This window comes from Pseudanabaenaceae cyanobacterium SKYG29, from assembly GCA_025055675.1.
In the GTDB taxonomy this organism is placed as follows: domain Bacteria; phylum Cyanobacteriota; class Cyanobacteriia; order Pseudanabaenales; family Pseudanabaenaceae; genus M5B4.
Map to the genome: position 1 here is coordinate 84,703 of JANWWT010000007.1, position 20,417 is coordinate 105,119.

Genomic DNA, 20,417 nt, shown 5'->3' on the forward strand with positions numbered 1-20,417 from the left:
CCGACCTTAAGAAAAGCAGAGGGTGATCTGATTGATGGTACGATCGTACTGAATTTGCTAGGATGAGCGATTTGGTTATGCTTTCTACTGAGGCTCTCAGACCCCCACAACCGGAGTATACCCTGGGTAGTATTCTGATCGTGGAAGATGAAGATACCATTCGGGAAACTATTGCCTTAGCCTTACAGGAAGAAGGATACGCAGTCCTCCTCGCTGAAGATGGCTATGCCGCCCTCAGTATGGCTCACCGATCGAATCCCCTTGATCTGATAATCCTGGACATCATGTTACCCTACATCAACGGTTTGGACCTCTGTCGCATGCTGCGCCATGAGGGGAATAGTGTGCCCGTTTTGATGCTAAGTGCCAAAGGCAGTGAATCCGATCGGATTGTAGGCTTGGAAGTAGGGGCAGATGACTATCTCACCAAACCCTTTGGTATGGGGGAACTGATTGCTAGGTGCCGTGCCTTGATGCGCCGCCGCCGTTTTGACAATCAGGTACAGGGGAACGTCCTCAAATTCGGTGATATTACTATGTATCCCCAGGAATGTCGTGTTACAGTACGGGGGGAAGAAATCAGTCTCTCGCCCAAGGAATTCCGTATTCTAGAACTGTTTATGGGACATCCCCGCCGCGTGTGGTCGCGGGAACAGCTCTTGGAAAAAATTTGGGGCACTGACTTTGTGGGGGATAGTAAAACTGTAGATGTACATATCCGCTGGCTCAGGGAAAAACTAGAATCTGACCCCAGTGACCCCAAATATCTGTTGACAGTGCGGGGCTTTGGCTATCGCTTAGGGTGATTAATGGGATTTCTGTGGGGATGCTTGGTAGGCATTGCCTTGATGGCAACTTGGTACAGAGTCAAGCGCCCCCCCGGGCGAGAGCATTGGCAGTATCTCTGGCAGTCCGCTCCCATTGCCTACCTGGAGGTAGACCAGGAAAATCGCCTGTGCTGGGCTAATTCCTTGGCGGAGAAACTCCTAGGCATTAAACTTACTCCCCGCCGTCTGTTACTGCAGATTGTACGCTCCTACGAACTAGACCAGCTAATTCAAGAAACCCGCCTCCAGCAAGTCGCCCTGGAAAAATCCTGGGTGCACCATCTTGTCTCCCCTAACCCCCTGGAATCCCTCCCCAGTCTGCATTTGCGCGCCTACAGTATTCCCCTCCCCCAAGGACACGTAGGGGTGTTTCTGGAAGACCGCTGCGAAGCTGTACAGCTTGCTCAACAAAGGGACCGCTGGACTGCTGATGTTGCCCACGAGCTGAAGACGCCCCTAACTTCTATGCGACTAGTGGTGGAGACCTTGCAAGACCGTAGCCCCCCAGACCTGCGCCCCTGGCTCGATCGGCTCCTCAAGGAACTGATTCGCCTTAGTGACATCGTGGCAGACCTCCTAGACTTAGGACAACAGGACATGGGCAAAGTGCCCACCCTCAACCTCAGCCGCCTTGACCTCCCCTATCTCCTCCACCAAGTTTGGCAAACCCTGGAACCCCTGGCACAGCGCAAGCAAATCAGCCTGCACTACGTCGGACCTGCTCAACTGGAATTAGAAGGGGATGAAGCCCGCCTGCACCGTTTATTTTTGAACCTGCTGGACAATGCCATTAAATTTAGTCCTCCTAATCAGCCCGTCCGCCTAGAGGTAACCCCAGGGACAGAAATAGTCACGATCGATATTATTGACTATGGTTCGGGTTTTAGTGCGGAAGACCTACCCCATATTTTCGATCGGTTTTATCGTGCAGACCCCTCTCGTTCTCGTCCTGACGTAGGTTTAGGGGGCAGTGGACTAGGTTTAGCTATCGTCAAACAGAGCGTCCTACTGCACCAAGGCAGCATCAAAGCTAATAATCACCCCGATACCCAAGGAGCCTGGATTAGTCTTACCCTACCCCTGCGCCAGGAACGGAGAAGGGGGGATTCGAACCCCCGATGGCTGTGACACCATAACAGATTTCGAGTCTGCCGCATTCAACCACTCTGCCACTTCTCCAAATCTCAATTATACCAGGAGTTACTCCTCTCCCTCTTGCAGAGCAGGGGGCACCAACGTCGTTGCCACGATCACATCGTCGGGATCAAGGCGCTGCAGTTTTACTCCCCTCGCTGTACGGGATTGACAACTTATATCATCGATTGCTTGCCGCATCACTACCCCCCGACTGGTAATGATCATAATTTCATCATTGACATCTACCAGGCGCAAAGCTGCCACACCATCCTGTTCAGATTTGAACTTGGTAATCCGCAAGCCTTTACCCGCCCGCTTTTGAATGCGAAATTGATCCACTGGTACCCGCTTGCCATAGCCACCCTGGGTGACAACTAACACCCAAGGTCCTGTTTGCTTGTCGCTGCTTGTTTCAGGACAATCATTCCCCCCCCCATTTTCTTCTGCCTCTAAGCTGTCCTCTTCGTTATCTTCCCCTTCTATCTCCGCTAAACCCGCTGGTAAAATCGTCATACTGACAATCTGGTCATCCCCCTTGAGGGTCATAGCTTTCACCCCTTTAGTATCTCTGCCCATCGGACGCAGTTGTTCATCGTCAGCGCGAAAACGAATAGACATCCCCTGGCGCGAACCAATTAAAATTGTGTTACTACTGGTTGCCCTGCGCACCCACCGCAATTGGTCATCGGGGTTGAGGGAAATGGCAATCAAACCATTGGCACGAATGTTACTAAAGGCAGAAAGACGAGTCTTCTTGATGTAGCCCCCTGCTGTCAACATTACCAAGTATTCTTCTTCAGAAAAATCCCGCACAGCTACTAGGGATGTCACCTTTTCATCCGCTGCAATCTGTAACATCTGTACCACCGCCGTCCCCCTAGCAGTGCGACTGCCCTCCGGTATTTCGTAGGCACGCAGACTGTAAACCTTCCCCCGATCGGTAAAAAACAACAGATAATCATGCGTCCGACAGGCAAGGAAATGCTCGATCGTATCATTCTCCTTCATCGTACTACTGGCTTTGCCCCTAGTGGCGCGATTTTGGGCAGTGAAGGTGTTGACGGGCAAGCGTTTAATGTAGCCCTGGGAAGTAAGCAGGATCAGGGTTTCGTTGTTAGCGACTAGATCAACTACCGCAATTTCCTCTTCGTTGGCAGTAATTTTCGTCCGGCGGGGAGTAGCAAACCTAGCTTTTATCTCCCGCAATTCGGCAACCGTGATGTCCAAAATGCGCTGGCGCTGGGCGAGAATATCTTTGAGGTCAGCAATGCGGGCTAACAGTTCTTCATGTTCCTGCTGAATTTTGTCCGCTTCTAATGCCGTTAACCGCCGCAATTGCATCTGCAAGATGGCATCGGCTTGGACAGGAGTGAGATGATAACGATCGATGAGGGCTGTCTTAGCAGTACTGGTGTCAGAGGCAGAACGAATCAATTCAATTACTGCATCAAGGTTAGCCAAGGCGATCAGCAAACCCTGGAGCACATGGTCCCGTTCCTCCGCCTGGCGTAAAAAGTACCGTGTCCGGCGGGTGATGACCTCATAGCGAAAATCCAAAAAAACCTGTAACGCCTGCTTGAGATTCAACAACAGCGGGCGGGAGTCCACCAACGCTAACATATGACAACTGAAGTTACTCTGCAGTGCCGTCATCTTAAACAGATTGTTTAGCACTACCTTAGCCTGGGCATCTCGCTTCAGTTCAATCACCAGGCGCATCCCCTCCCGATCAGATTCATCCCTAATATCAGCGATACCTTCAATACGTTTGTCGTTGACCAGTTCCGCAATTTTTTCGATCAACAGCGCCTTATTGGTTTGATAGGGCAATTCCGTAACCACGATCGCTTCTCGCTCCTGCCTACCCGCCGAGCGGATTGTTTCTATGTGGGTAACCGCCCGCATTGTAATCGAACCCCTGCCAGTGGTGTAAATTTCCTGTAGGGATTCCTTGCCCACGATCGTTGCCCCCGTAGGAAAATCCGGACCCGGGATATAGCCCATTAAATCCACCGCTGACAGGTCAGGATTGTGCACCAAAGCAATCAAACCATCCACTAGCTCCCCCAGATTATGGGGAGGGATATTTGTCGCCATACCCACCGCAATCCCCGCCGAACCATTCAAGAGCAACTGGGGGATACGGGAGGGTAGAACCAAAGGTTCCTGCTGCGAGCCGTCGTAGTTAGGGACAAAATCAACCGTTTCTGCCTCGATGTCCTGTAGTAAACCCTCCTGGGCAATCGCCGTCAGCCGACATTCGGTGTATCGCATCGCCGCTGGGGGGTCATCATCCACACTGCCAAAATTGCCATGCCCGTCCACTAGGCGCTCGCGCATGGAGAAATCCTGGGCCATCCTTACCAACGCTTCGTAGACGGAGGTATCGCCGTGGGGGTGATATTTACCGATAACATCCCCTACTACCCTGGCACACTTGCGGAAGGGACGATCGGGAGCCAACCCCAATTCGTGCATAGCATAGAGAATGCGGCGGTGGACAGGTTTCAGACCATCTCTGGCATCTGGGAGAGCACGCCCCACTATTACACTCATAGCGTACTCAAGATAGGAACGGGACATTTCTCCCCGTAAGTCTGTAGGGATAATGCGGTCTTCTTGAGGTGGGGTCAAGTTGGTCACGATCGTCGCCAAATCCTTGTTACTACTACATTATACGCCCTCTCTGGTATGCTCAATCTACTACGGACAAGGGGAGGATGATACGGATGAGTTGGGCAGGCAAAAAAGCACTGGTCACAGGCGGTAGTCGGGGAATTGGCAAAGCCATCGCCCTTGCCCTAAAGGAGTTGGGGGTCGAGGTGGCAGTACTGAGCCGATCGGTCGAGAATTTACCCTGCCGTACCTACCAGTTGGATTTGTTAGATATTCCCCAGGTCAAACCAACCGTACAAAGGATTGTGGCAGACTGCGGTGGCATTGACATCCTAGTCAACAATGCGGGGACAGCCTATGTGGGGGAAATCATCCACACGCCCCTAGAGGAATGGCAGCGGGTATTCGACCTCAATGTCACTAGCGTTTTTCAATGTATCCAGGCAGTGCTGCCCACCATGCGACTGAGACATAGCGGCACGATCGTCAACATAGTCTCCATTGCCGGCAAGCAAGCATTTCCCAAGTGGGGGTGCTACTGCGCCAGTAAATTTGCCCTGCTCGGATTGACCCAGGCACTAGCCCAGGAGGAACAAAGTCACGGCATTCGGGTAATGGCTCTCTGTCCAGGGGCAGTGGATACGGAACTGTGGGATGGTCTCGACCCCGCAGTATCTAGTCAGTTCGATCGTGCCCAGATGCTCTCCCCCCTGGATGTAGCCCAGAGTTTAGTACAGTTACTCCTGTTGAGTGAACGGCTGTTGATCCCTGAGTTGACAGTCATGCCCAGTGCAGGAGTTCTGTAAAAGTGGGGCTAAATTGCGTAAACTAGAAGGAGCACGCTCTTTACATTTCTTAAGGGAACTACTCTATGGCAGGCTTCTTCGGCTGGTTATTCAACCGCAACAACGACCAAGGTGGGGATAGTTACTTCCTTGACCCTGACACAGCAAAGACCCTAGGGGACATAAACTATATGCGCAAACCCTCTACCGTGCGGCGTACCTTTGCCAAAACTAAGAGCGGTGGCGGCGGGGAAGTAGTGGTGCAAGTCTCTTCCCTGGAAAAGAAGGTGATCGAGGAAAAACCTGGTATGGACAGCTCCAGTAGTACCACTAACCAAACCCAATTCACACCCCAGCCCACCGATCGACGCAGCGCCAAAGACTCCAACAGTCTGGACTTCTTCCGCAACATGGCAAAAGAAATCCGCCGCAACTAATTACTTGATGGGGGTAACCACTCCCCCTCTAATTTGCCAAGCCCGATCGGCAAGGGGCAGCAATTCCTCTGGTTCATGGGTGACTACCAACAACATCCACTCCTGTTTTAGTTGGGTGAGGAGCTGCACAATTTGCCGCCGCATCGACCAATCCAAACCCGCTGTTGGTTCATCCAGGAGTAAAACGCTGGGGTGACGAATCAATTGCACAGCCAGAGCCAGACGACGTTGTTGTCCACCACTGAGAGACTGCGGCGCAGTATCCAAATTGACATCCCCCAAACCCACCGCCCACAACGCTCCCTGGATTTCCTCATTGCTGAGGCGGGGATGACCCAACCGCAGCTCCTCTAGGACTGTACTACCGCAAAAGTGCCGTTCAGGAAACTGAAATACCAGCCCGCAAATCTGCCCTAGTTGTTCTGGCAGTAACTCTTCACTGTGCCAATAGATTGACCCCGACTGCCACTGGGCAAACCCTGCCAAAATTTCCAACAAAGTACTCTTCCCTGAGCCACTAGGACCAACAAGAACGCCCAGTTGCCTGCTAGCCAGACTCAAGGTCACTCCCTGCAAAATCGGTTGGCTGGTAGCGGCAGGGTGATAAACCAAATCTTGAACAACTAACATTAGTGACTGAGAAAAATCTAGCCAGCTGGATGGGGACTGACCAAACTACCATCTGGTACAGTCGGTTGAAGCGTGGAAACACGTTTCTCGATCGGTGTATAGGGCACATCGTGCAGCCCCGTATAGACCTGGGTGGGACGGAACAGACGATTATCCGCCAGTTGCTCCTTCCAGTGGGCTAACCAACCAGCCGTACGCGCGATCGCAAAGATAGGGGTGAATAAATCCGTGGGAATGCCCAGTTTGCGATAGATTAAACCCGAATAGAAATCCACGTTGGGGAAGACTCCCTTATCCCCCAAATACTCCTTTGCCTGGTGTTCTAACTCAATGGCAACGTCAAAATAGCGATCGTGACCAAACTTGTCAAATAACTTGATAGCTAACTCCTGCAAGATTGTCGCCCGCGGGTCTTTCACCTTATAAACACGGTGCCCGAAGCCCATGATTTTCTCCTTGTTTTTGATCTTGCGTTCCAAGTAGGGGCGGACATTTTCCACGGTGCCAATCTCTGCCAACATTTTCATCACCTGTTCATTAGCACCCCCGTGCAATGGACCGCTCAAAGTACCGATCGCTGAAGTCAGCACCGTATAGGGGTCGGTGAGGGTAGAAGCCGTCACTAGGGCACAGAAGGTAGAGGCGTTCACCGTATGTTCCGCATGGAGCATCAGACAGACATCAAAGACCCGTGCTGCCAGGGGGTCAGGCTCCTTCTCATTGAGCATATACAAAAAATTAGAAGGGTAATCGAGGTCATCCCTGGGGCGTACGGGGTCGTTACCCTGGCGCATGAGGTGGAAAGTTGCCACCATTGTCGGCATTTTGGCAATCAGACGGGCACTAGCATGGTAAATAAGGGCGGGGTCATGGAGGTCAGGCAGGGGGTAGAACATCCCCAGGGCAGCAATACAGGCCTGCAAAGCATCCATGGGGTGACCGCTTTCAGGAAAACACTTAATCATGTCCCGAATGCGATACTTGATACGCCGACGGTAGGTGACATCCCGTACAAAAGTTTCGTACTGTTCGGCAGTGGGCAGTTCTCCAAAAATGAGGAGGTAGGCAGTTTCCAAAAAGTTGCTATGTTCGCAGAGTTCCTCAATGCGGATGCCCCGATATTCCAGTATGCCCCGCTGACCGTCAATGTAGCTAATATTTGACTGCGTAGCGGGAACACCCTCTAACCCTGGTTTATACTCTCCAACTGCCATAGTGAACTTCTGTACAATTGCCCCACAGTTTAGCACCAGTAGGGGAGCAGTTTCGCATCCCCTAGTACATTTATTTACTTCTTGGTGTTTTCCGGCGCAAAAGGATTGTTACCCCGGGCACCAAAGAGTTTGGCTTCACCCCGCAGCGCCGCCCCAATAATGTTGTAAGCAGCCCACAGCACTACTAACACTACCGGTGCTAACACAATTAACGGTCTTAAATCAATGTCCATACTGTATTCTCCTTAACCATCTATCCTTGATTATCGCAGTTTCACCAGGACCATGGCATATCTACAGGCAATTTTCTTAGGCTTAGTGCAAGGTATCACTGAGTTTTTACCCATCAGCAGTACGGCCCATCTCTTGGTCGTAACGCAAATCTGGGGCTGGCAGGAAGTAGGGGAAAAGTATTATGTCGATGCCATGCAATTTGGCAGTGTGGTAGCGGTAATTCTCTATTTTTATAATGACATCCGGTTGCTGGTGGCAGGCACTGTTCAAGCCTGCAAAACTAAGGACTGGCAAGGGGAGGAATGGCGCATCACTGCAGGGATTGTGGTGGGGACAGTGCCCGTTTTAGTGTTGGGGTTTATATTCCGCCATGTAATTCCTGAAAGCCCGATCGTGATTGGGGTCACTTCAATTGTCATGGCGATTCTCCTGGGGCTAGCTGAACTAAAAGGTACGAGGAAACGCAGCTTTGCCGATTTACAAATTTGGGACGGGCTGTGGGTAGGCTTGGGACAAACCATTGCCCTTATCCCTGGGGCATCCCGATCGGGTACCACTCTAACTACTGCCCTGTTCCTGGGGCTAGAACGCCAGACCGCTGCTCGGTTTTCCTTCCTCTTGGGCATTCCCACTTTGACTATTGCTACTTTATTTCAATCCCGGCAAGCCTTTGGTCACAGGGATACCCTTCTTCTTTTAGGTGTAGGTATGATTTCCTCTTTTGTATTCTCCTATTTAGCGATCGCCTGGCTATTGCGGTTTTTTCAGACTAAAAGTAGTTGGGTGTTCATCTGGTACCGTCTCACTTTTGGCATAGTCTTAATTGCTAGTAAGTTACTACTGCCGTGGCAATAAATTAGAAATTAGTAGCAAAAAATACACCCCTCAACCCTTATCTAGCAATACTTTCTCAATAAAGAATCTTATTGACAATAGTCTGAGGTTTCATCTATAATCAGGCTAGTAAACACTCAGCATGTTTTATAGAGGGGGAACAATCATGGCAATTGCGACTACACCGGTGCAGGCGTGGGGGACGGTAAAGGCTAATGTCATTGGTTTAGAAACCGATGTCACTGTCCCCATTTGTGAAGGGATGAACATTGCTCTAGCCAGTTTCCAAGCTTTGCAAATTCAGTATCAAAAGCATCATTTTGTGGTGGAAGGCAGTGAATTTTATATGCTGCACCAGTGGTTCCAAGAAAGTGCCGATGAGGTGCGCGACCACATCCACACGATCGGGGAGCGGTTGAACGGTTTGGGTGGTGTACCTGTAGCTAGTTTTGCCCGTTTAGCAGAGTTGTGCTGTTTTACCCCTGAACCTGATGGAGCTTTTACCTGTCGCGAGATGCTCAGCCATGACCTGGAAGCCGAACAGGCTTTGGTTAATCTCCTGCGGCGGTTAGCAGCGCAGGCAGAGAGCTTAGGAGATAGAGCTACCCGTTACATGTATGAACAAATCCTCATGAAGACAGAGGAGAGAGCTTACCACAACGCTCACTTCTTGGCGCAAGACAGCCTCACCTTGGGATTTGTTGCCCGCGCTTAAGTTACCCTTGCCCCCCAGTCACCCAAGGATTGGGGGTAAACACCGTACTGGCAGGGGCTGTAGGTTTAGACCCAAAATTTTAAGCAACATTTGCTATGATATTTGTCTGTCTATAAAGTAGTGGAGATAAATGGTCAAACTGCGGCTCAAACGCTTTGGCAAGAAGGGAAAACCTACCTTTCGCATCATTGCTATTCACAGTACCACCCGTCGCCAAGCCATTCCTTTGGAGGAACTGGGCTTCTATGACCCCCGCACTAAGGAGACCCGCCTGGATGTGGAGGGGATTAAGCGTCGCCTATCCCAAGGGGCACAACCCACCGATCCCGTCCGTCGTCTTCTGGAAAAGGCTAACATCCTAGAACCGATCGCCCGTGGTTGATTTCTACAGACTCAGTCACTTTGTCTTTGCCTCCCTAGTAGAGGACCGAGAAGAATTGGCAATCGATTGCGAAACAACGGGGGGAGGACGTTATGTCCTAGTGCGGGTTGCTGTAGCTGACAACGATCGGGAGCGGGTGATTGGTAAAGGGGGCAGGACTCTTAACTTAATTAAGACAATTCTGGGACTGGCTGCTAAAAATAGTGGTCAAACTGTGGAACTCAACCTCTACACGGAGGAAAGTGGGTCATCCTCACCGCGTAAATCCCGCCGCAGCCGCCACCGCTAGATTCAGATAAGACTACTTAACTATCACTATCAGTCAAGTTTTCTCCTTGAGGCTGTATAGTCTCAGTTTCTGTTGTAAATACCAGCTCAGGTATATCAGGGGAAGAGGATTCGATAGAAGAGGGCGATAGCTTTTGCTGTGCTGGAGATGGTGCTGACACTACAGCGATCGGTTCTGTAGACTTCTGCTGTCCTGCTGTTGTCGTCGGTTCATCTGGGGTGGTCTCTGGCTGGCTTTCCTCGGTCACTGCTGGTGCTTCTCTTTGTTCCTCTCTAGTCACTGTTGCTTCTTCTGAGATAGTCTCTGGCTGGCTGCGCTCAGTCATTACTGTTACTGTCATTGGGGCAGACTCCGTTGTTTTTTCTGGGGTAGTCTCTGGTTGGCTTTGCCCAGTTACTGCTGGCGCTTCCCTGTGTTCCTCTTCAGCTGCCGTCGCTGTCCTTGGTTCAGAATCATCTATTACTGCCTCTGATTGGGTAGTAGCAGCTTGCTGGGCTGTCGTATCTGAGGTAAAGCTCCATAGATGTTGACGGGGTGCACCCAGAAGAGTAAAGTCTTCCTTAACTTTTTGGGGGTTATATTCCTCTTCTAGTTCGCTGGCAGGGAGAACCAGGATTCGTAATGCCACAACCCCTAACTGGGCACAGACATTAGCTACGAGAAAGAAGGTTAACGCCCAGAGAATTCCGAAAAATCGCCATCCACTGGGAAAAGGAGCAATAGCAGCAGCCAGAGGAGCAGCAATGTAGAGCTGACGGAAGATGGAATAGAGCAGAATTCCCACAAATAGAGCAATCCAACCCGTGGCAGGCCGTTTGACAATAGCTAAAATTTGCCGCTGGCGGAGATTAAGGTACTCTGGGGATTGATACATCAGCCCCAAGCTAAAAGGGTAGAAGGGGCGCTGCCACTGTTGCCACACGGTATAAGCAATGATGGGGATAGCCAAAATAGGCATCTCCAGCCAGCTGGGCAGCAGGGGGTCTCCCACCGCTAAACCTGCCATTGTCAATATCAGAGCCAGGGGCAGTACTGCTAGGAGGGATAGATGTGCCCATAGAAACAGTTCACTGCTCTGTTGTCGTTGTAGGAATTGCTCTAGGATGGTCATAGGTCTTCTGCTCGCCAACTCCGAATTATTGTATGGGAATGAGTGCAAACTTTAGCAGTAATCTGGAATTTGTTAACCCATACTGGCTCTGTCTGTGTTGGGGCATTGCGATCGGCAGTGCCCTGTATGCCTACTGGGGGCAGTCGCAGGCAAAGGGAGTTGTTTGGCTGGTGGGTATTCCCATTTTTTTTTCCATCGCTGCTCTCCTGTTACCTATACCAACTACAACTCAGGGGGGAATAGTTTTAGGTTACTTAACAATTGTGCAATTGTGGCTCCTTGGTTCCCGACCCCAGTTAGTCGTCAGCCCCCCTGAGCAGGCTACCATTTACCGCTGTTTTGCTGATAGTTTGTTTAACTTAGAATCTATTCACATCACTTCCGATCGTTTAATCTGTGTGGGCAGATTTCGCAGTGATAATTATTCCCTCATCCAACAGCAATTGCAGACACGGTTTGATCATTTATTGCCCCAACAATACTATGTAGCAGTTGCTCAGGGTGTGTTTCAATCACCTAGTTGTCATCTCTTGCCTGTCCCTAGACAGAACTCGATGTTATTGTGGCTATCACGTTTTCTAGCAGCAGTGGGGGCTGTTTTGATGATGCAGAAGAATTGGTTATATGTGCTGTGTATTCTTGCTATTTTAGTGGGCAGGGAGTGGGCGCGGGCAAGAGTAGGGGGACGGTTACAGCTATCACCATTGTTGACTATTCCTGGCAATGTTGCTTTTCCGATCCTAGGGATGGGACGGCATACAACTATTCCTGCTCCCGATCGCCGTTTTCTATTTTGGTTCGGTCTCACACCAGCCGTGGTAGGGCTAGTTTTATCTTTGTTGTTGTTGGTGCCAGGTTACCTGGGGGCAGAACCGAGAGCCGAGGCAGTCAGTTTTCCCAATTGGTTAGGGGGTATGTTGGGGGCGAAACTGGGGGGACTACCTCCTTGGGCTGAGGCGGGTTGGCATGGTCTGTTGATTACTGGGTTGGGTCTGCTACCGATCGGGCAGTTGGAGGGGGGACACCTGCTCCATAGTTTAGTGGGCAGTGCCAAGGCAACTTTAGTCAGTCGGATTAGCCGCGTGGTGTTACTGGCAGTGAGTTTAGTACACTACCACATATTATTGCTGCCTGCTTTAGGAGCGTTCTGGGTGGATGTAGACCGTACACCAGCGGGCAATGACCTTGATGAACTGCCAGAAGCCTATGATCTCTGTGCCATCGCCTGTTTGGGCTTGGGTCTATTGATTCTCTTCCCTGGGTGATGTTCCTCCAGCAATTACAACTGCAGAGCTTTCGCAACTACACAGACCAACTCGTAGTATTTGACCAACCAAAAACGATCGTAGTGGGAGCTAATGCCCAGGGTAAGTCAAATCTATTGGAAGCTATTCAACTGTTGGCAGTGTTGCAATCATTTCGGGTGCACAGAGACAAGGATTTAGTGCAGTGGGGTCAGAGCCAAGGGGTGATTCACGGGAAATGTGTGCGGCGTTACAGTACAGTAGATTTATGCCTCCGTTTATTTCCCCAACAGCGGCGCACGATGGTAGTCAATGGGGTGGCAGTCAAAAGCAGAGATGAATTTCTAGGCAACCTCAATGCTGTCCTCTTTTCTGCCCTCGATTTGGAGTTAGTGCGGGGTAGCCCAGAGTATCGGCGGGACTGGTTAGATAGGGTGTTATTGCAATTGGAACCCCTCTACAGTCGGTTACAGCAGGCCTACCAACGAATTTTGCAGCAACGCAATGCCCTCCTCAAAAATATAAAACAGGGAAAGATGCGCTATGACCCTGCTCAAATGGAGTTGTGGGACCAACAACTGGTCACGATCGGCAGCAAAGTGATGTGGCGGCGGCGGAAGTTAATCGATCGTCTATCTCCCCTTGCCCAGGCGTGGCATCGCACCATCAGTGCCACTGAAACTCTGAGCTTAAGCTATTTACCTCGCTTTCCCTGCAGTAACGACATCAACGCCATTCAAGCAGCCTTTTATGACCATTTGCAGTTACGGGCAGTTGCCGAACAACAGCAAGGCACCACTTTGGTTGGTCCCCATCGTGACGATGTGCAACTACAAATCAATGACCAGCCTGCTAAAGAATACGCCTCCCAAGGACAACAGCGCACTCTCGTTCTGGCACTCAAACTGGCGGAATTAGAACTATTGCAGACTGTGATCGGTGAACCGCCTCTGTTGTTACTCGATGATGTCCTAGCAGAACTTGACCTCAGTCGCCAACAAGCTCTACTGGCTGCCGTACAACCCGCTGCCCAGACAATTATCACTACCACGCACCTACACAACTTTGCCGATCGGTGGCTCAACTCTGCCCAAATCTTGACTGTCAATGGCGGGCAAATTCAGGTCAGTAAGAAATTGGTTTGACTAGGGCTGTGGTTGCCCAACGGGAGCGAGCAACCAAACTAGCCTTTAATCCCTGGTAGGTAAAAGTAAATTGCAACTGTACTCACGACTGACATACCCTAGCCGCAAGATTGCAGCTTCTCCATAGAGGTATACTCTCATAAATCGAGACAACCACTTGCTAATATGCTCTTCTGGGCAGGGGAGTACATATTCTAGCTTGCTGAGCATTGGGGCATGGTCTGGAGCGTTTTCAGTTGGTTTTTGGCTGCCTGGGCAATTTTTTCCAGATTGGCGATTTCCTGTTGTGTCTCTTTCACTTTTGCTTGAAAGTTATCCCATTGACGGCGGGAGATGGCTCCCTCTTGGTGCAGCATAGTCATTGTTTTTGTCCGCTGTTGTAATTTGGCTAAATCCGCCCGCAGGGTCTGCAGAGCTGTCTGTGCCTGGAACAAGGTTTCTTCTGTCTGGCGCAGGAAGGGTAGGCAGGAGGGGTGCACAGCGAGTAACAGAGAAAGATAACCGCCCCAAAGCATTTTAGTTGACCTGTTTCTGTTGATGTTCCCGCAAAAGGTCTCTGGTTGGGCAGGACTATAGCCGTATCCAACCACTAGTATTCTTTCAGTTTAGAGCACAGTCGAAAATATCTCTAGGCAGGGTGGAAATAGAAAGTAATGCCCAAAACTAGGTAAGTAGCTAGGAGCAGTGCCCCTTCTAACCAGTTAGAACTACCATCGGCGGTAATGGAATTGGCAATCAGCACGGCTATCCCCACTGCTAGGAGTTCAAAGGGATTAAAATTTAAGTCCATGGGTTGACCAAGTACCCAGCCGAGCAGAACCAGTAGGGGAGCAACAAATAGAGCAATTTGCATACTAGAGCCTACAGCTACGGACATGGACAGTTCCATCTTGTTCTTCATGGCTACAGTCACCGCAGTGGCGTGTTCTGCCGCATTACCCACAACAGGTAGTAAGATCACCCCTGTAAATAAAGCAGTTAGCCCTAAACTCTCAGTCGCTTCCTCCAGGGTATCTACTAATAACTCGGACTCGATGGCAATCAATACCGTTGCTGCCAGCAGTACGCCAATCCACAGCCAGAGGTTGACTTTACTGGGGTCATGTTCTGTTTCCTCTAATTCCACCATACCCACATCGTACAAGTAGGCGTGAGTTTTCATAGAAAATAACAGGGTAGACAGGTAAACCAGAATAAGCACGATCGATACTGCTACCGATAGTCCCTGTAGTTTGGACTCGGTGACACCAGCAGTAAAGAAATTGAAGCCCGTGGGCAACAAAATGGCTACGACGGCTAAGTTCATCACCGAAGCATTTACCCGTGCCATGGTCGGTTGAAAGTTCTGTTCTTTGTAGCGCAAGCCTCCCAGTAACATCGACAGACCCATCACCAACAGTAGGTTGCCAATAATAGAACCAGTTAAACTTGCCTTGACAATGTTGACAAACCCCGACTTGAGAGCAACGATGCTGATAATCAGTTCTGTAGCATTACCAAAAGTAGCATTGAGTAGTCCCCCCCAGGAGGGACCCAAAACTACAGCAATTTCCTCTGTGGCTGTACTTAACCAGGAGGCAAGGGGTATGATAGCTAAACAGGAAGTACAAAACACTAACGCTGCCCCCCCATGGAAAAAAAACGCCCCGATCGACAGGGGAATAAACAACAGGAGCAAGTAGGAAAGCCAATTTTTCATCGTCACCAGCCGAAGATGTCCAAACCTAAGGGTAGCACGAGAAGGACTCCCCACTCGCCCCTGGGTCTAGTCTTGGCGTTCGCCTTTTCTACAGGGCTAGGGATCGGGCTAGCACAATGGCAACCCCAGTGGTTTCCCCTCCTATGGGGCAATCACACCCCTCCGTCCGGTAAGCGCTTTGTCTTAGCCAGTAACCGCCTCTTTTTCCCTGTCGAAGCTACCCTCAGGCAGGAAGCCCTTCCCCTCCTCGACCAAATTGCCCAAAGCTTTCCTCCTAATCCCCGCAGCCATGTGCGTGTGGTGAGCTACTCCCGATCGGTGGATACACCCCAGGAAAGCCTTAATCTGTCCTACCGCCGCGCCCTAGCAGTAGAAAGTTATCTGCGGAGTAAAACAAATAACGATCGGTATTATTGGTTTGCCAGTGCTGTTGCCAGTTCAGAGCCAGAAGAAGAGCGCCTTGAAATTATCATTAGCCCCTAGAAAATCTGTTCCAGATAGTCCTGCAGCAGGTTATAGGAATCGCGAAAAATCATAAACATCCCCAGACTGAGGAGCACTACTAACCCTCCCTGCATAACATTTTCCTGGATTTCTTTGGGCAGAGGATTGCCACCCCGCAGGGCTTCCAGGAGGAGAAATAACAACTGCCCCCCATCCAAAGCGGGTAAAGGCAAAAGGTTGATTATTGCCAAGTTGATGCTGATAATAGCCGCAAAGTTTAATAACTCCGTCCAGCTGGATTGGGCAATGCGGGAGCCCGTCGCCACGATCGCTACTGGACCTGCCAACTGTTTGGCAGTCTCACTAAAGTTAGTCAGCAAACCCTGTAAGCCCTGGAGGGTGATCTGACAGAGATTAGCAAAACTAACTGCTGCTGCCTGCATAACAGCTAGAGGATTGGTAAAGGGTTGGCGAATTGTCCTGCCCGCATAGTCCAGGAGAATGCCAATACGGGGAGGGCTGCCCTGGGGCGAAACAGACAAAAAGAGCCTTTCCCCCTGACGAGATATGGTAAGAAGCATCGATTGGTCTTTGTGGCGCGCCACCTCCTTTTGAAATTCAGCAATAATGTTTTCCCCATTGCCCAGGTCACGATCGTCCACTGCTAGGATAATATCCCCTGGCTTGATCCCTGCTACCGCCGCTGGGGAATTGGCATAGCTATAGTTGAGCACCCGTAAGCCTGGTTGGTCGAGGACCTGGGTACCTGTCTGCCACGCCACAATTACTAGCAGCAAATAGGCAAAGATAAAGTTAGCCGTCACTCCCGCCAACATCACGATCGCCCTTTGCCCCAGGGGACGATGAGCTAGTAAATCCTGGGTCTCCTCCTCGCTGTCATCGGGGAAACTGACAAAGCCCCCCAAGGGAATCGCCCGCACACAGTAGGTCACCTCTTTGCCTTGCCATTGCCATAAAACAGGACCAAAGCCCAGGGAAAAACTATGCACCCTGATCCCCTGCCAGCGGGCTGCCAGGAAGTGACCTAGTTCATGGACAAACACTAAAACGGCGAGGACAAGTATGGCAATGACTGTAAACATAACCCTGGCTGGCTGATCTGAATCTGTATAGATTTCTATACTACATCATGGGATGGATAGGGGAATAGCAATAGTAAACTCTGTGCCTTCTCCCTCTACAGAAGTGCAGGTAATTTGACCCTGATGTTGCTCTTCCACAATTTTGCGACTAATCGACAGACCTAACCCCGTCCCCTTCCCCACAGGCTTAGTGGTAAAAGTAGGCTCAAAAATTCTCTGTTTGATTCCCTCAGGTATACCAGGTCCATTGTCTTGAATCTGAATAACTACTTTGTCACTCTCCACTTTGGTGCGGATGTGGATTTGCGGTGTACGGTCGCGACCAGTCTGAAAATACTCATCAAAAGCATCAACAGCATTTGCCAATATATTAATAAACACCTGATTCAATTGCCCCAAGTAGCATTTTACTGGCGGTAAATCTCCGTACTCTTTTACAACCTGAATCTCTGGTCTTTGGTTTTTGGCTTTGAAACGATGCCCTAATACCAGCAGGGTACTATCAATTCCATCATGGATGTTGGCAGGGATGGCTGTAGTGCTATCCGATCGGGAAAAGGTGCGCAGGGAGCGAGAAATATTGGTGAGCATATTCGCTCCCACTTGAAAGGAATCCATGATTTTGTGTAGATCGGTGATGATAAATTCTAAATCGAGAAATTCTAAGACCTCTGCCACTTCCATTACAGGGTCAGGATAGTAGGTCATAAACAGACGAATTAAACGGGTTAACTCCGCCACATACTCCTTGGCTGGCTCCAAATTGGTGGCAATAAAGTTGACAGGGTTGTTGATTTCATGGGCTACTCCCGCCACTAGTTGACCCAGGGTTGCCATCTTCTCTTGCTGAATCAGTTGCAATTGGGTTTGTTCCAAATTGTGGAGTGCGTCTTTCAACTCCTTCGTGCGCTTTTCTACCAGTTTCTCTAGGTTGTCCGCTAGTTCTTTTAGCTCTGCTTCTGCCTTCATACGCGCTGTCACTTCTGCCTTTAGTTGCAGGTTTTGTTGCGCTAAACTTTTGTTTAGACGGCTAATTTGTAAATGAGTCCGCACTCTGGCAATAACTTCATCCTGCTGGAAGGGCTTAGTGATGTAGTCTACTGCTCCCAAAGACAAACCCCGCACCTTATCCACTGTCTCTGACAGTGCTGTCATGAAAATAATAGGTATTTCTGCTGTCTTAGGGTTAGCTTTTAAGCGTTCGCAGGTCTCAAACCCATTCCAACCAGGCATCATCACATCAAGAAGGATTAGGTCTGGCGGATCATAGGTGGCTCTTTCTAAGGCAATTTGACCATTTTGTGCTACTCTTACCTCAAACCCCGCTTCGTCTAATACATCTGATAAAACATTGAGGTTGGTGGGATTGTCATCGACAATTAAAATCACTGTTCTCTCTTCGTTCATATCTTTCCCCTAATTACCCGATCGGTTTGCCAGTGCTGTAACAGTTCTGTTACTACTTCGGCAGGACTTGGTTTATGGAACAGATAACCCTGCCCATAGTCACAGCTCAAAGACTGCAATATGGCTAGCTGCTCTGCCGTTTCTATCCCTTCTGCTACTACATCCATGTTTAATCCCCTCGCTAACGTAATAATGGTTCTTACCAGGGCTAACCCGCCATTATCAGAAATCATGCGATTGAGAAAAGAGCGATCGATTTTCAGAGTATCTGTCGGTAACTCATGCAGACGACTCAAAGAGGAGTAGCCTGTGCCGAAGTCATCAATACAGAGTTTTGTCCCCGCCTGTCTCAAGTTGATCAAAGCATTCACCTCTGTATCCAGCACACCCAATAGCGAACTCTCCGTGATTTCCAATTTGATCGCTCGCCTGGGCAGATTGTAATACTTGTGTAACTCACTGATCGATTCGCATAAACCTGCTTGATTCAATTGTAGAGGGGAGATATTGATGTTTACAACTAAATTCCGTTCTGGAAACCTATCGTACCAAATTCTAGTCTGGGCAAAGGCATTTTCCATGACCCATTGTCCAATCTGTTTGATCGAACCTGTCTCTTCCGCAACGGGGATAAATTTAGCTGGTGAAATCCACTGCCCATTACTGTGCTGCCAGCGCACGAGGGACTCAAACCCTGTAATCTCTCCAGTAGAGAGGGAGACGATCGGTTGGAAAAATAGGCGTAACTCCTTGCGTTCGATAGCTTTTTGTAGGTCCTGCTCTAACTGCAAACGTGACATTGCTAGGGCTTGCATAGAGGGATCAAAGACTTCATAACGCCCTCTGCCATTAGCTTTGGCTTGATACATAGCAATATCGGCATCTCGCAGCACATCTGCCGGCTCCTGGTAATTGTTGGTGCTAAAAGTAATGCCAATGCTTAACCCTGTGCAAACTTCGTAGGCTCGCAAACGAAAGGGCTTTCTAAATTCTGCTTGTAACTGCTCCGCTAGGGTCTCCGCTTGGTTAAAGGTCTCTAAATCCCGCAGTAAGATAATGAATTCATCACCCCCAAATCGACCCACAACCCCCCCCTGTGGCTCTACTACTGCTTTCAGTCTTTGGGCGGCTTCTCTGAGTAGTTCATCCCCTACTAAATGACCAAGACTATCGTTGATGACTTTGAACCGATCGAGGTCCGCAAATAAAACAGCATACTTGTAGTCATCTACTTTTTGCGTTTTGATAATTGCTTCGGTGAGGGCATCCATGAACTGCAACCGATTGGGAAGTTTGGTCAGACTGTCGTGGTAGGCATCATAGCGTAGTTGTTCCTTAGCAAGTTTGAGGGCTTGGTTAGCTGCTTCCAGTTCTAGCATAGCTTTTTGTTTACTGGCAACAGCAGCACTCAGTTTGATCATTTGTTTTTGTAAGATCGCCTGATTCTGTTTTAGCTCTTCATTGCGCTGTTGTAGCTCGGCTGTTCTTTGGGCTACTTCCAACTCTAGGGCATCTTTCAGCTTTAACAGTTCTTCTTGGGCGATCTTGCGTTCTTGGACTTCTGCTCTTAACTTTTGGGCTATCTTTTCAAAGACTTTGAACCAACTGGTTTCCTGGAAATTATGCTGCTCAAACAGCTGAATTTCTAGTTCCATCAAGTGGTGTTCTGCTTCTGCTAGCTGTCGCTCTTGTTGTTCTACTAGATGGCGTAGTCGTTCTTCTGCTTGACGACGTGCCTGGTTTTCTGCCTGTAGTTGTTTGGTCATCGACCGCAAGGATAAATGGAGCTTGACCCTGGCAATCACTTCCTCTAGGCGAAAGGGTTTGGTTATGTAATCCACTGCCCCAGCATTGAATCCTTTAACTTTGTCTTCTGTCTCTGCTAGAGCAGTCATGAAAATAACGGGAATGTCTTTTGTCTGGGGAGAAGCTTTTAGGCGCTCACAGGTGCTAAACCCATCTAGCCCTGGCATCATCACATCCAATATGATTAAATCGGGCAATTCCAGGCTAGCTTTGCGTAGGGCATTTTCCCCGTCCAAGGCTACTCTGACATCAAACCCAGCTTCGTCCAGGCATTCCGAGAGTACCTCTAGGTTCTTGGGGTTGTCATCAACAATAAGAATCACCCCATTAACTGGGTCGGACATAGGTTTAGGGCAGG

General features: G+C 49.7%; 21 protein-coding genes and 1 tRNA gene. 11 read left to right on the forward strand and 11 right to left on the reverse strand.

Annotated elements, in window-relative coordinates; genetic code table 11:
* The first annotated feature begins 77 nt into the window (after nucleotides 1-77).
* Both NZM01_11665 and NZM01_11670 read left to right on the forward strand, forming a co-directional pair.
* The gene (locus NZM01_11665) at nucleotides 78-806 is read left to right on the forward strand and encodes a response regulator transcription factor (protein ID MCS6960690.1); all 729 of its coding nucleotides are present in this window, start codon (nucleotides 78-80) and stop codon (nucleotides 804-806) included.
* Between the two features lie 3 nt (nucleotides 807-809).
* Nucleotides 810-1,955: a HAMP domain-containing histidine kinase gene (locus NZM01_11670; GenBank protein ID MCS6960691.1), complete on the forward strand. Its 1,146-nt coding sequence runs from the start codon at nucleotides 810-812 to the stop codon at nucleotides 1,953-1,955.
* On the opposite strand, the gene NZM01_11675 is transcribed toward NZM01_11670, so the two are convergent.
* Both NZM01_11675 and gyrA read right to left on the reverse strand, forming a co-directional pair.
* Nucleotides 1,920-2,006 (reverse strand) — tRNA-Ser (locus tag NZM01_11675). The genes NZM01_11670 and NZM01_11675 overlap by 36 nt on opposite strands.
* Before the next feature lie 21 nt (nucleotides 2,007-2,027).
* Nucleotides 2,028-4,598: a DNA gyrase subunit A gene (gene gyrA, locus NZM01_11680; GenBank protein ID MCS6960692.1), complete on the reverse strand. Its 2,571-nt coding sequence runs from the start codon at nucleotides 4,596-4,598 to the stop codon at nucleotides 2,028-2,030.
* A gap of 86 nt (nucleotides 4,599-4,684) precedes the next feature.
* On the opposite strand from gyrA, the gene NZM01_11685 reads away from it, so the two are divergent.
* A complete protein-coding gene (locus NZM01_11685; protein MCS6960693.1) occupies nucleotides 4,685-5,386 on the forward strand; it encodes an SDR family oxidoreductase in 702 nt (233 codons plus the stop codon).
* A 65-nt stretch (nucleotides 5,387-5,451) separates the two neighbouring features.
* On the forward strand, nucleotides 5,452-5,802 hold the full coding sequence (locus tag NZM01_11690; GenBank protein ID MCS6960694.1) for a hypothetical protein: 351 nt from the start codon (nucleotides 5,452-5,454) through the stop codon (nucleotides 5,800-5,802).
* On the opposite strand, the gene NZM01_11695 is transcribed toward NZM01_11690, so the two are convergent.
* The 3 genes from NZM01_11695 to NZM01_11705 all read right to left on the reverse strand — a co-directional run bounded on the left by NZM01_11695 (nucleotide 5,803) and on the right by NZM01_11705 (nucleotide 7,879).
* A complete protein-coding gene (locus NZM01_11695; protein ID MCS6960695.1) occupies nucleotides 5,803-6,432 on the reverse strand; it encodes an energy-coupling factor ABC transporter ATP-binding protein in 630 nt (209 codons plus the stop codon).
* Between the two features lie 17 nt (nucleotides 6,433-6,449).
* Nucleotides 6,450-7,646, reverse strand: a complete 1,197-nt coding sequence (locus tag NZM01_11700; protein MCS6960696.1) for a citrate synthase — start codon at nucleotides 7,644-7,646, stop codon at nucleotides 6,450-6,452.
* 74 nt (nucleotides 7,647-7,720) lie between these two features.
* Entirely contained in the window at nucleotides 7,721-7,879 is a 159-nt protein-coding gene (locus NZM01_11705; GenBank protein MCS6960697.1) for a photosystem II protein Y, read from the reverse strand.
* 52 nt (nucleotides 7,880-7,931) lie between these two features.
* On the opposite strand from NZM01_11705, the gene NZM01_11710 reads away from it, so the two are divergent.
* From NZM01_11710 to NZM01_11725, 4 genes are all read left to right on the forward strand, one after another.
* Entirely contained in the window at nucleotides 7,932-8,735 is an 804-nt protein-coding gene (locus tag NZM01_11710) for an undecaprenyl-diphosphate phosphatase (protein ID MCS6960698.1), read from the forward strand.
* Nucleotides 8,736-8,880: 145 nt separating this feature from the next.
* A complete protein-coding gene (locus NZM01_11715; GenBank protein MCS6960699.1) occupies nucleotides 8,881-9,429 on the forward strand; it encodes a ferritin-like domain-containing protein in 549 nt (182 codons plus the stop codon).
* A 130-nt stretch (nucleotides 9,430-9,559) separates the two neighbouring features.
* Complete coding sequence (gene rpsP / locus NZM01_11720; protein ID MCS6960700.1) at nucleotides 9,560-9,811, forward strand: 30S ribosomal protein S16; 252 nt, start codon at nucleotides 9,560-9,562, stop codon at nucleotides 9,809-9,811.
* Entirely contained in the window at nucleotides 9,804-10,100 is a 297-nt protein-coding gene (locus tag NZM01_11725; GenBank protein MCS6960701.1) for a KH domain-containing protein, read from the forward strand. The genes rpsP and NZM01_11725 overlap by 8 nt, the downstream gene beginning before the upstream one ends.
* A 16-nt stretch (nucleotides 10,101-10,116) precedes the next feature.
* Here the strand turns inward: NZM01_11725 and NZM01_11730 are convergent, their stop codons facing one another.
* Nucleotides 10,117-11,211, reverse strand: coding sequence for a low-complexity tail membrane protein (locus tag NZM01_11730; GenBank protein ID MCS6960702.1), 1,095 nt, complete (start codon nucleotides 11,209-11,211; stop codon nucleotides 10,117-10,119).
* Between the two features lie 38 nt (nucleotides 11,212-11,249).
* Between NZM01_11730 and NZM01_11735 the strand changes: the two genes are divergently transcribed.
* Both NZM01_11735 and recF read left to right on the forward strand, forming a co-directional pair.
* Nucleotides 11,250-12,476 (forward strand): hypothetical protein, encoded by a 1,227-nt coding sequence (locus tag NZM01_11735; GenBank protein MCS6960703.1) that lies wholly within the window; start codon nucleotides 11,250-11,252, stop codon nucleotides 12,474-12,476.
* On the forward strand, nucleotides 12,476-13,600 hold the full coding sequence (gene recF, locus NZM01_11740) for a DNA replication/repair protein RecF (GenBank protein ID MCS6960704.1): 1,125 nt from the start codon (nucleotides 12,476-12,478) through the stop codon (nucleotides 13,598-13,600). The genes NZM01_11735 and recF overlap by 1 nt, the downstream gene beginning before the upstream one ends.
* A 194-nt stretch (nucleotides 13,601-13,794) precedes the next feature.
* Here recF and NZM01_11745 read toward each other — a convergent pair whose 3' ends face one another.
* Together NZM01_11745 and cax are read right to left on the reverse strand one after the other, a co-directional pair.
* On the reverse strand, nucleotides 13,795-14,115 hold the full coding sequence (locus tag NZM01_11745) for a hypothetical protein (GenBank protein ID MCS6960705.1): 321 nt from the start codon (nucleotides 14,113-14,115) through the stop codon (nucleotides 13,795-13,797).
* Nucleotides 14,116-14,228: 113 nt separating this feature from the next.
* Entirely contained in the window at nucleotides 14,229-15,305 is a 1,077-nt protein-coding gene (gene cax / locus NZM01_11750) for a calcium/proton exchanger (GenBank protein ID MCS6960706.1), read from the reverse strand.
* A 9-nt stretch (nucleotides 15,306-15,314) separates the two neighbouring features.
* On the opposite strand from cax, the gene NZM01_11755 reads away from it, so the two are divergent.
* Nucleotides 15,315-15,782 (forward strand): hypothetical protein, encoded by a 468-nt coding sequence (locus tag NZM01_11755; protein MCS6960707.1) that lies wholly within the window; start codon nucleotides 15,315-15,317, stop codon nucleotides 15,780-15,782.
* Here the strand turns inward: NZM01_11755 and rseP are convergent.
* From rseP to NZM01_11770, 3 genes are read right to left on the reverse strand one after another with little or no spacing between them, the layout of a single operon-like run.
* The gene (rseP, locus tag NZM01_11760) at nucleotides 15,779-16,846 is read right to left on the reverse strand and encodes an RIP metalloprotease RseP (GenBank protein MCS6960708.1); all 1,068 of its coding nucleotides are present in this window, start codon (nucleotides 16,844-16,846) and stop codon (nucleotides 15,779-15,781) included. The two genes, NZM01_11755 and rseP, sit on opposite strands and share 4 nt — an antisense overlap.
* 45 nt (nucleotides 16,847-16,891) lie before the next feature.
* Nucleotides 16,892-18,253 carry a response regulator gene (locus tag NZM01_11765; GenBank protein MCS6960709.1) on the reverse strand — a complete coding sequence of 454 codons (1,362 nt, stop codon included), beginning with the start codon at nucleotides 18,251-18,253 and terminating at the stop codon, nucleotides 16,892-16,894.
* Complete coding sequence (locus tag NZM01_11770) at nucleotides 18,250-20,403, reverse strand: EAL domain-containing protein (protein MCS6960710.1); 2,154 nt, start codon at nucleotides 20,401-20,403, stop codon at nucleotides 18,250-18,252. The genes NZM01_11765 and NZM01_11770 overlap by 4 nt, the downstream gene beginning before the upstream one ends.
* Nucleotides 20,404-20,417: the final 14 nt, after the last annotated feature.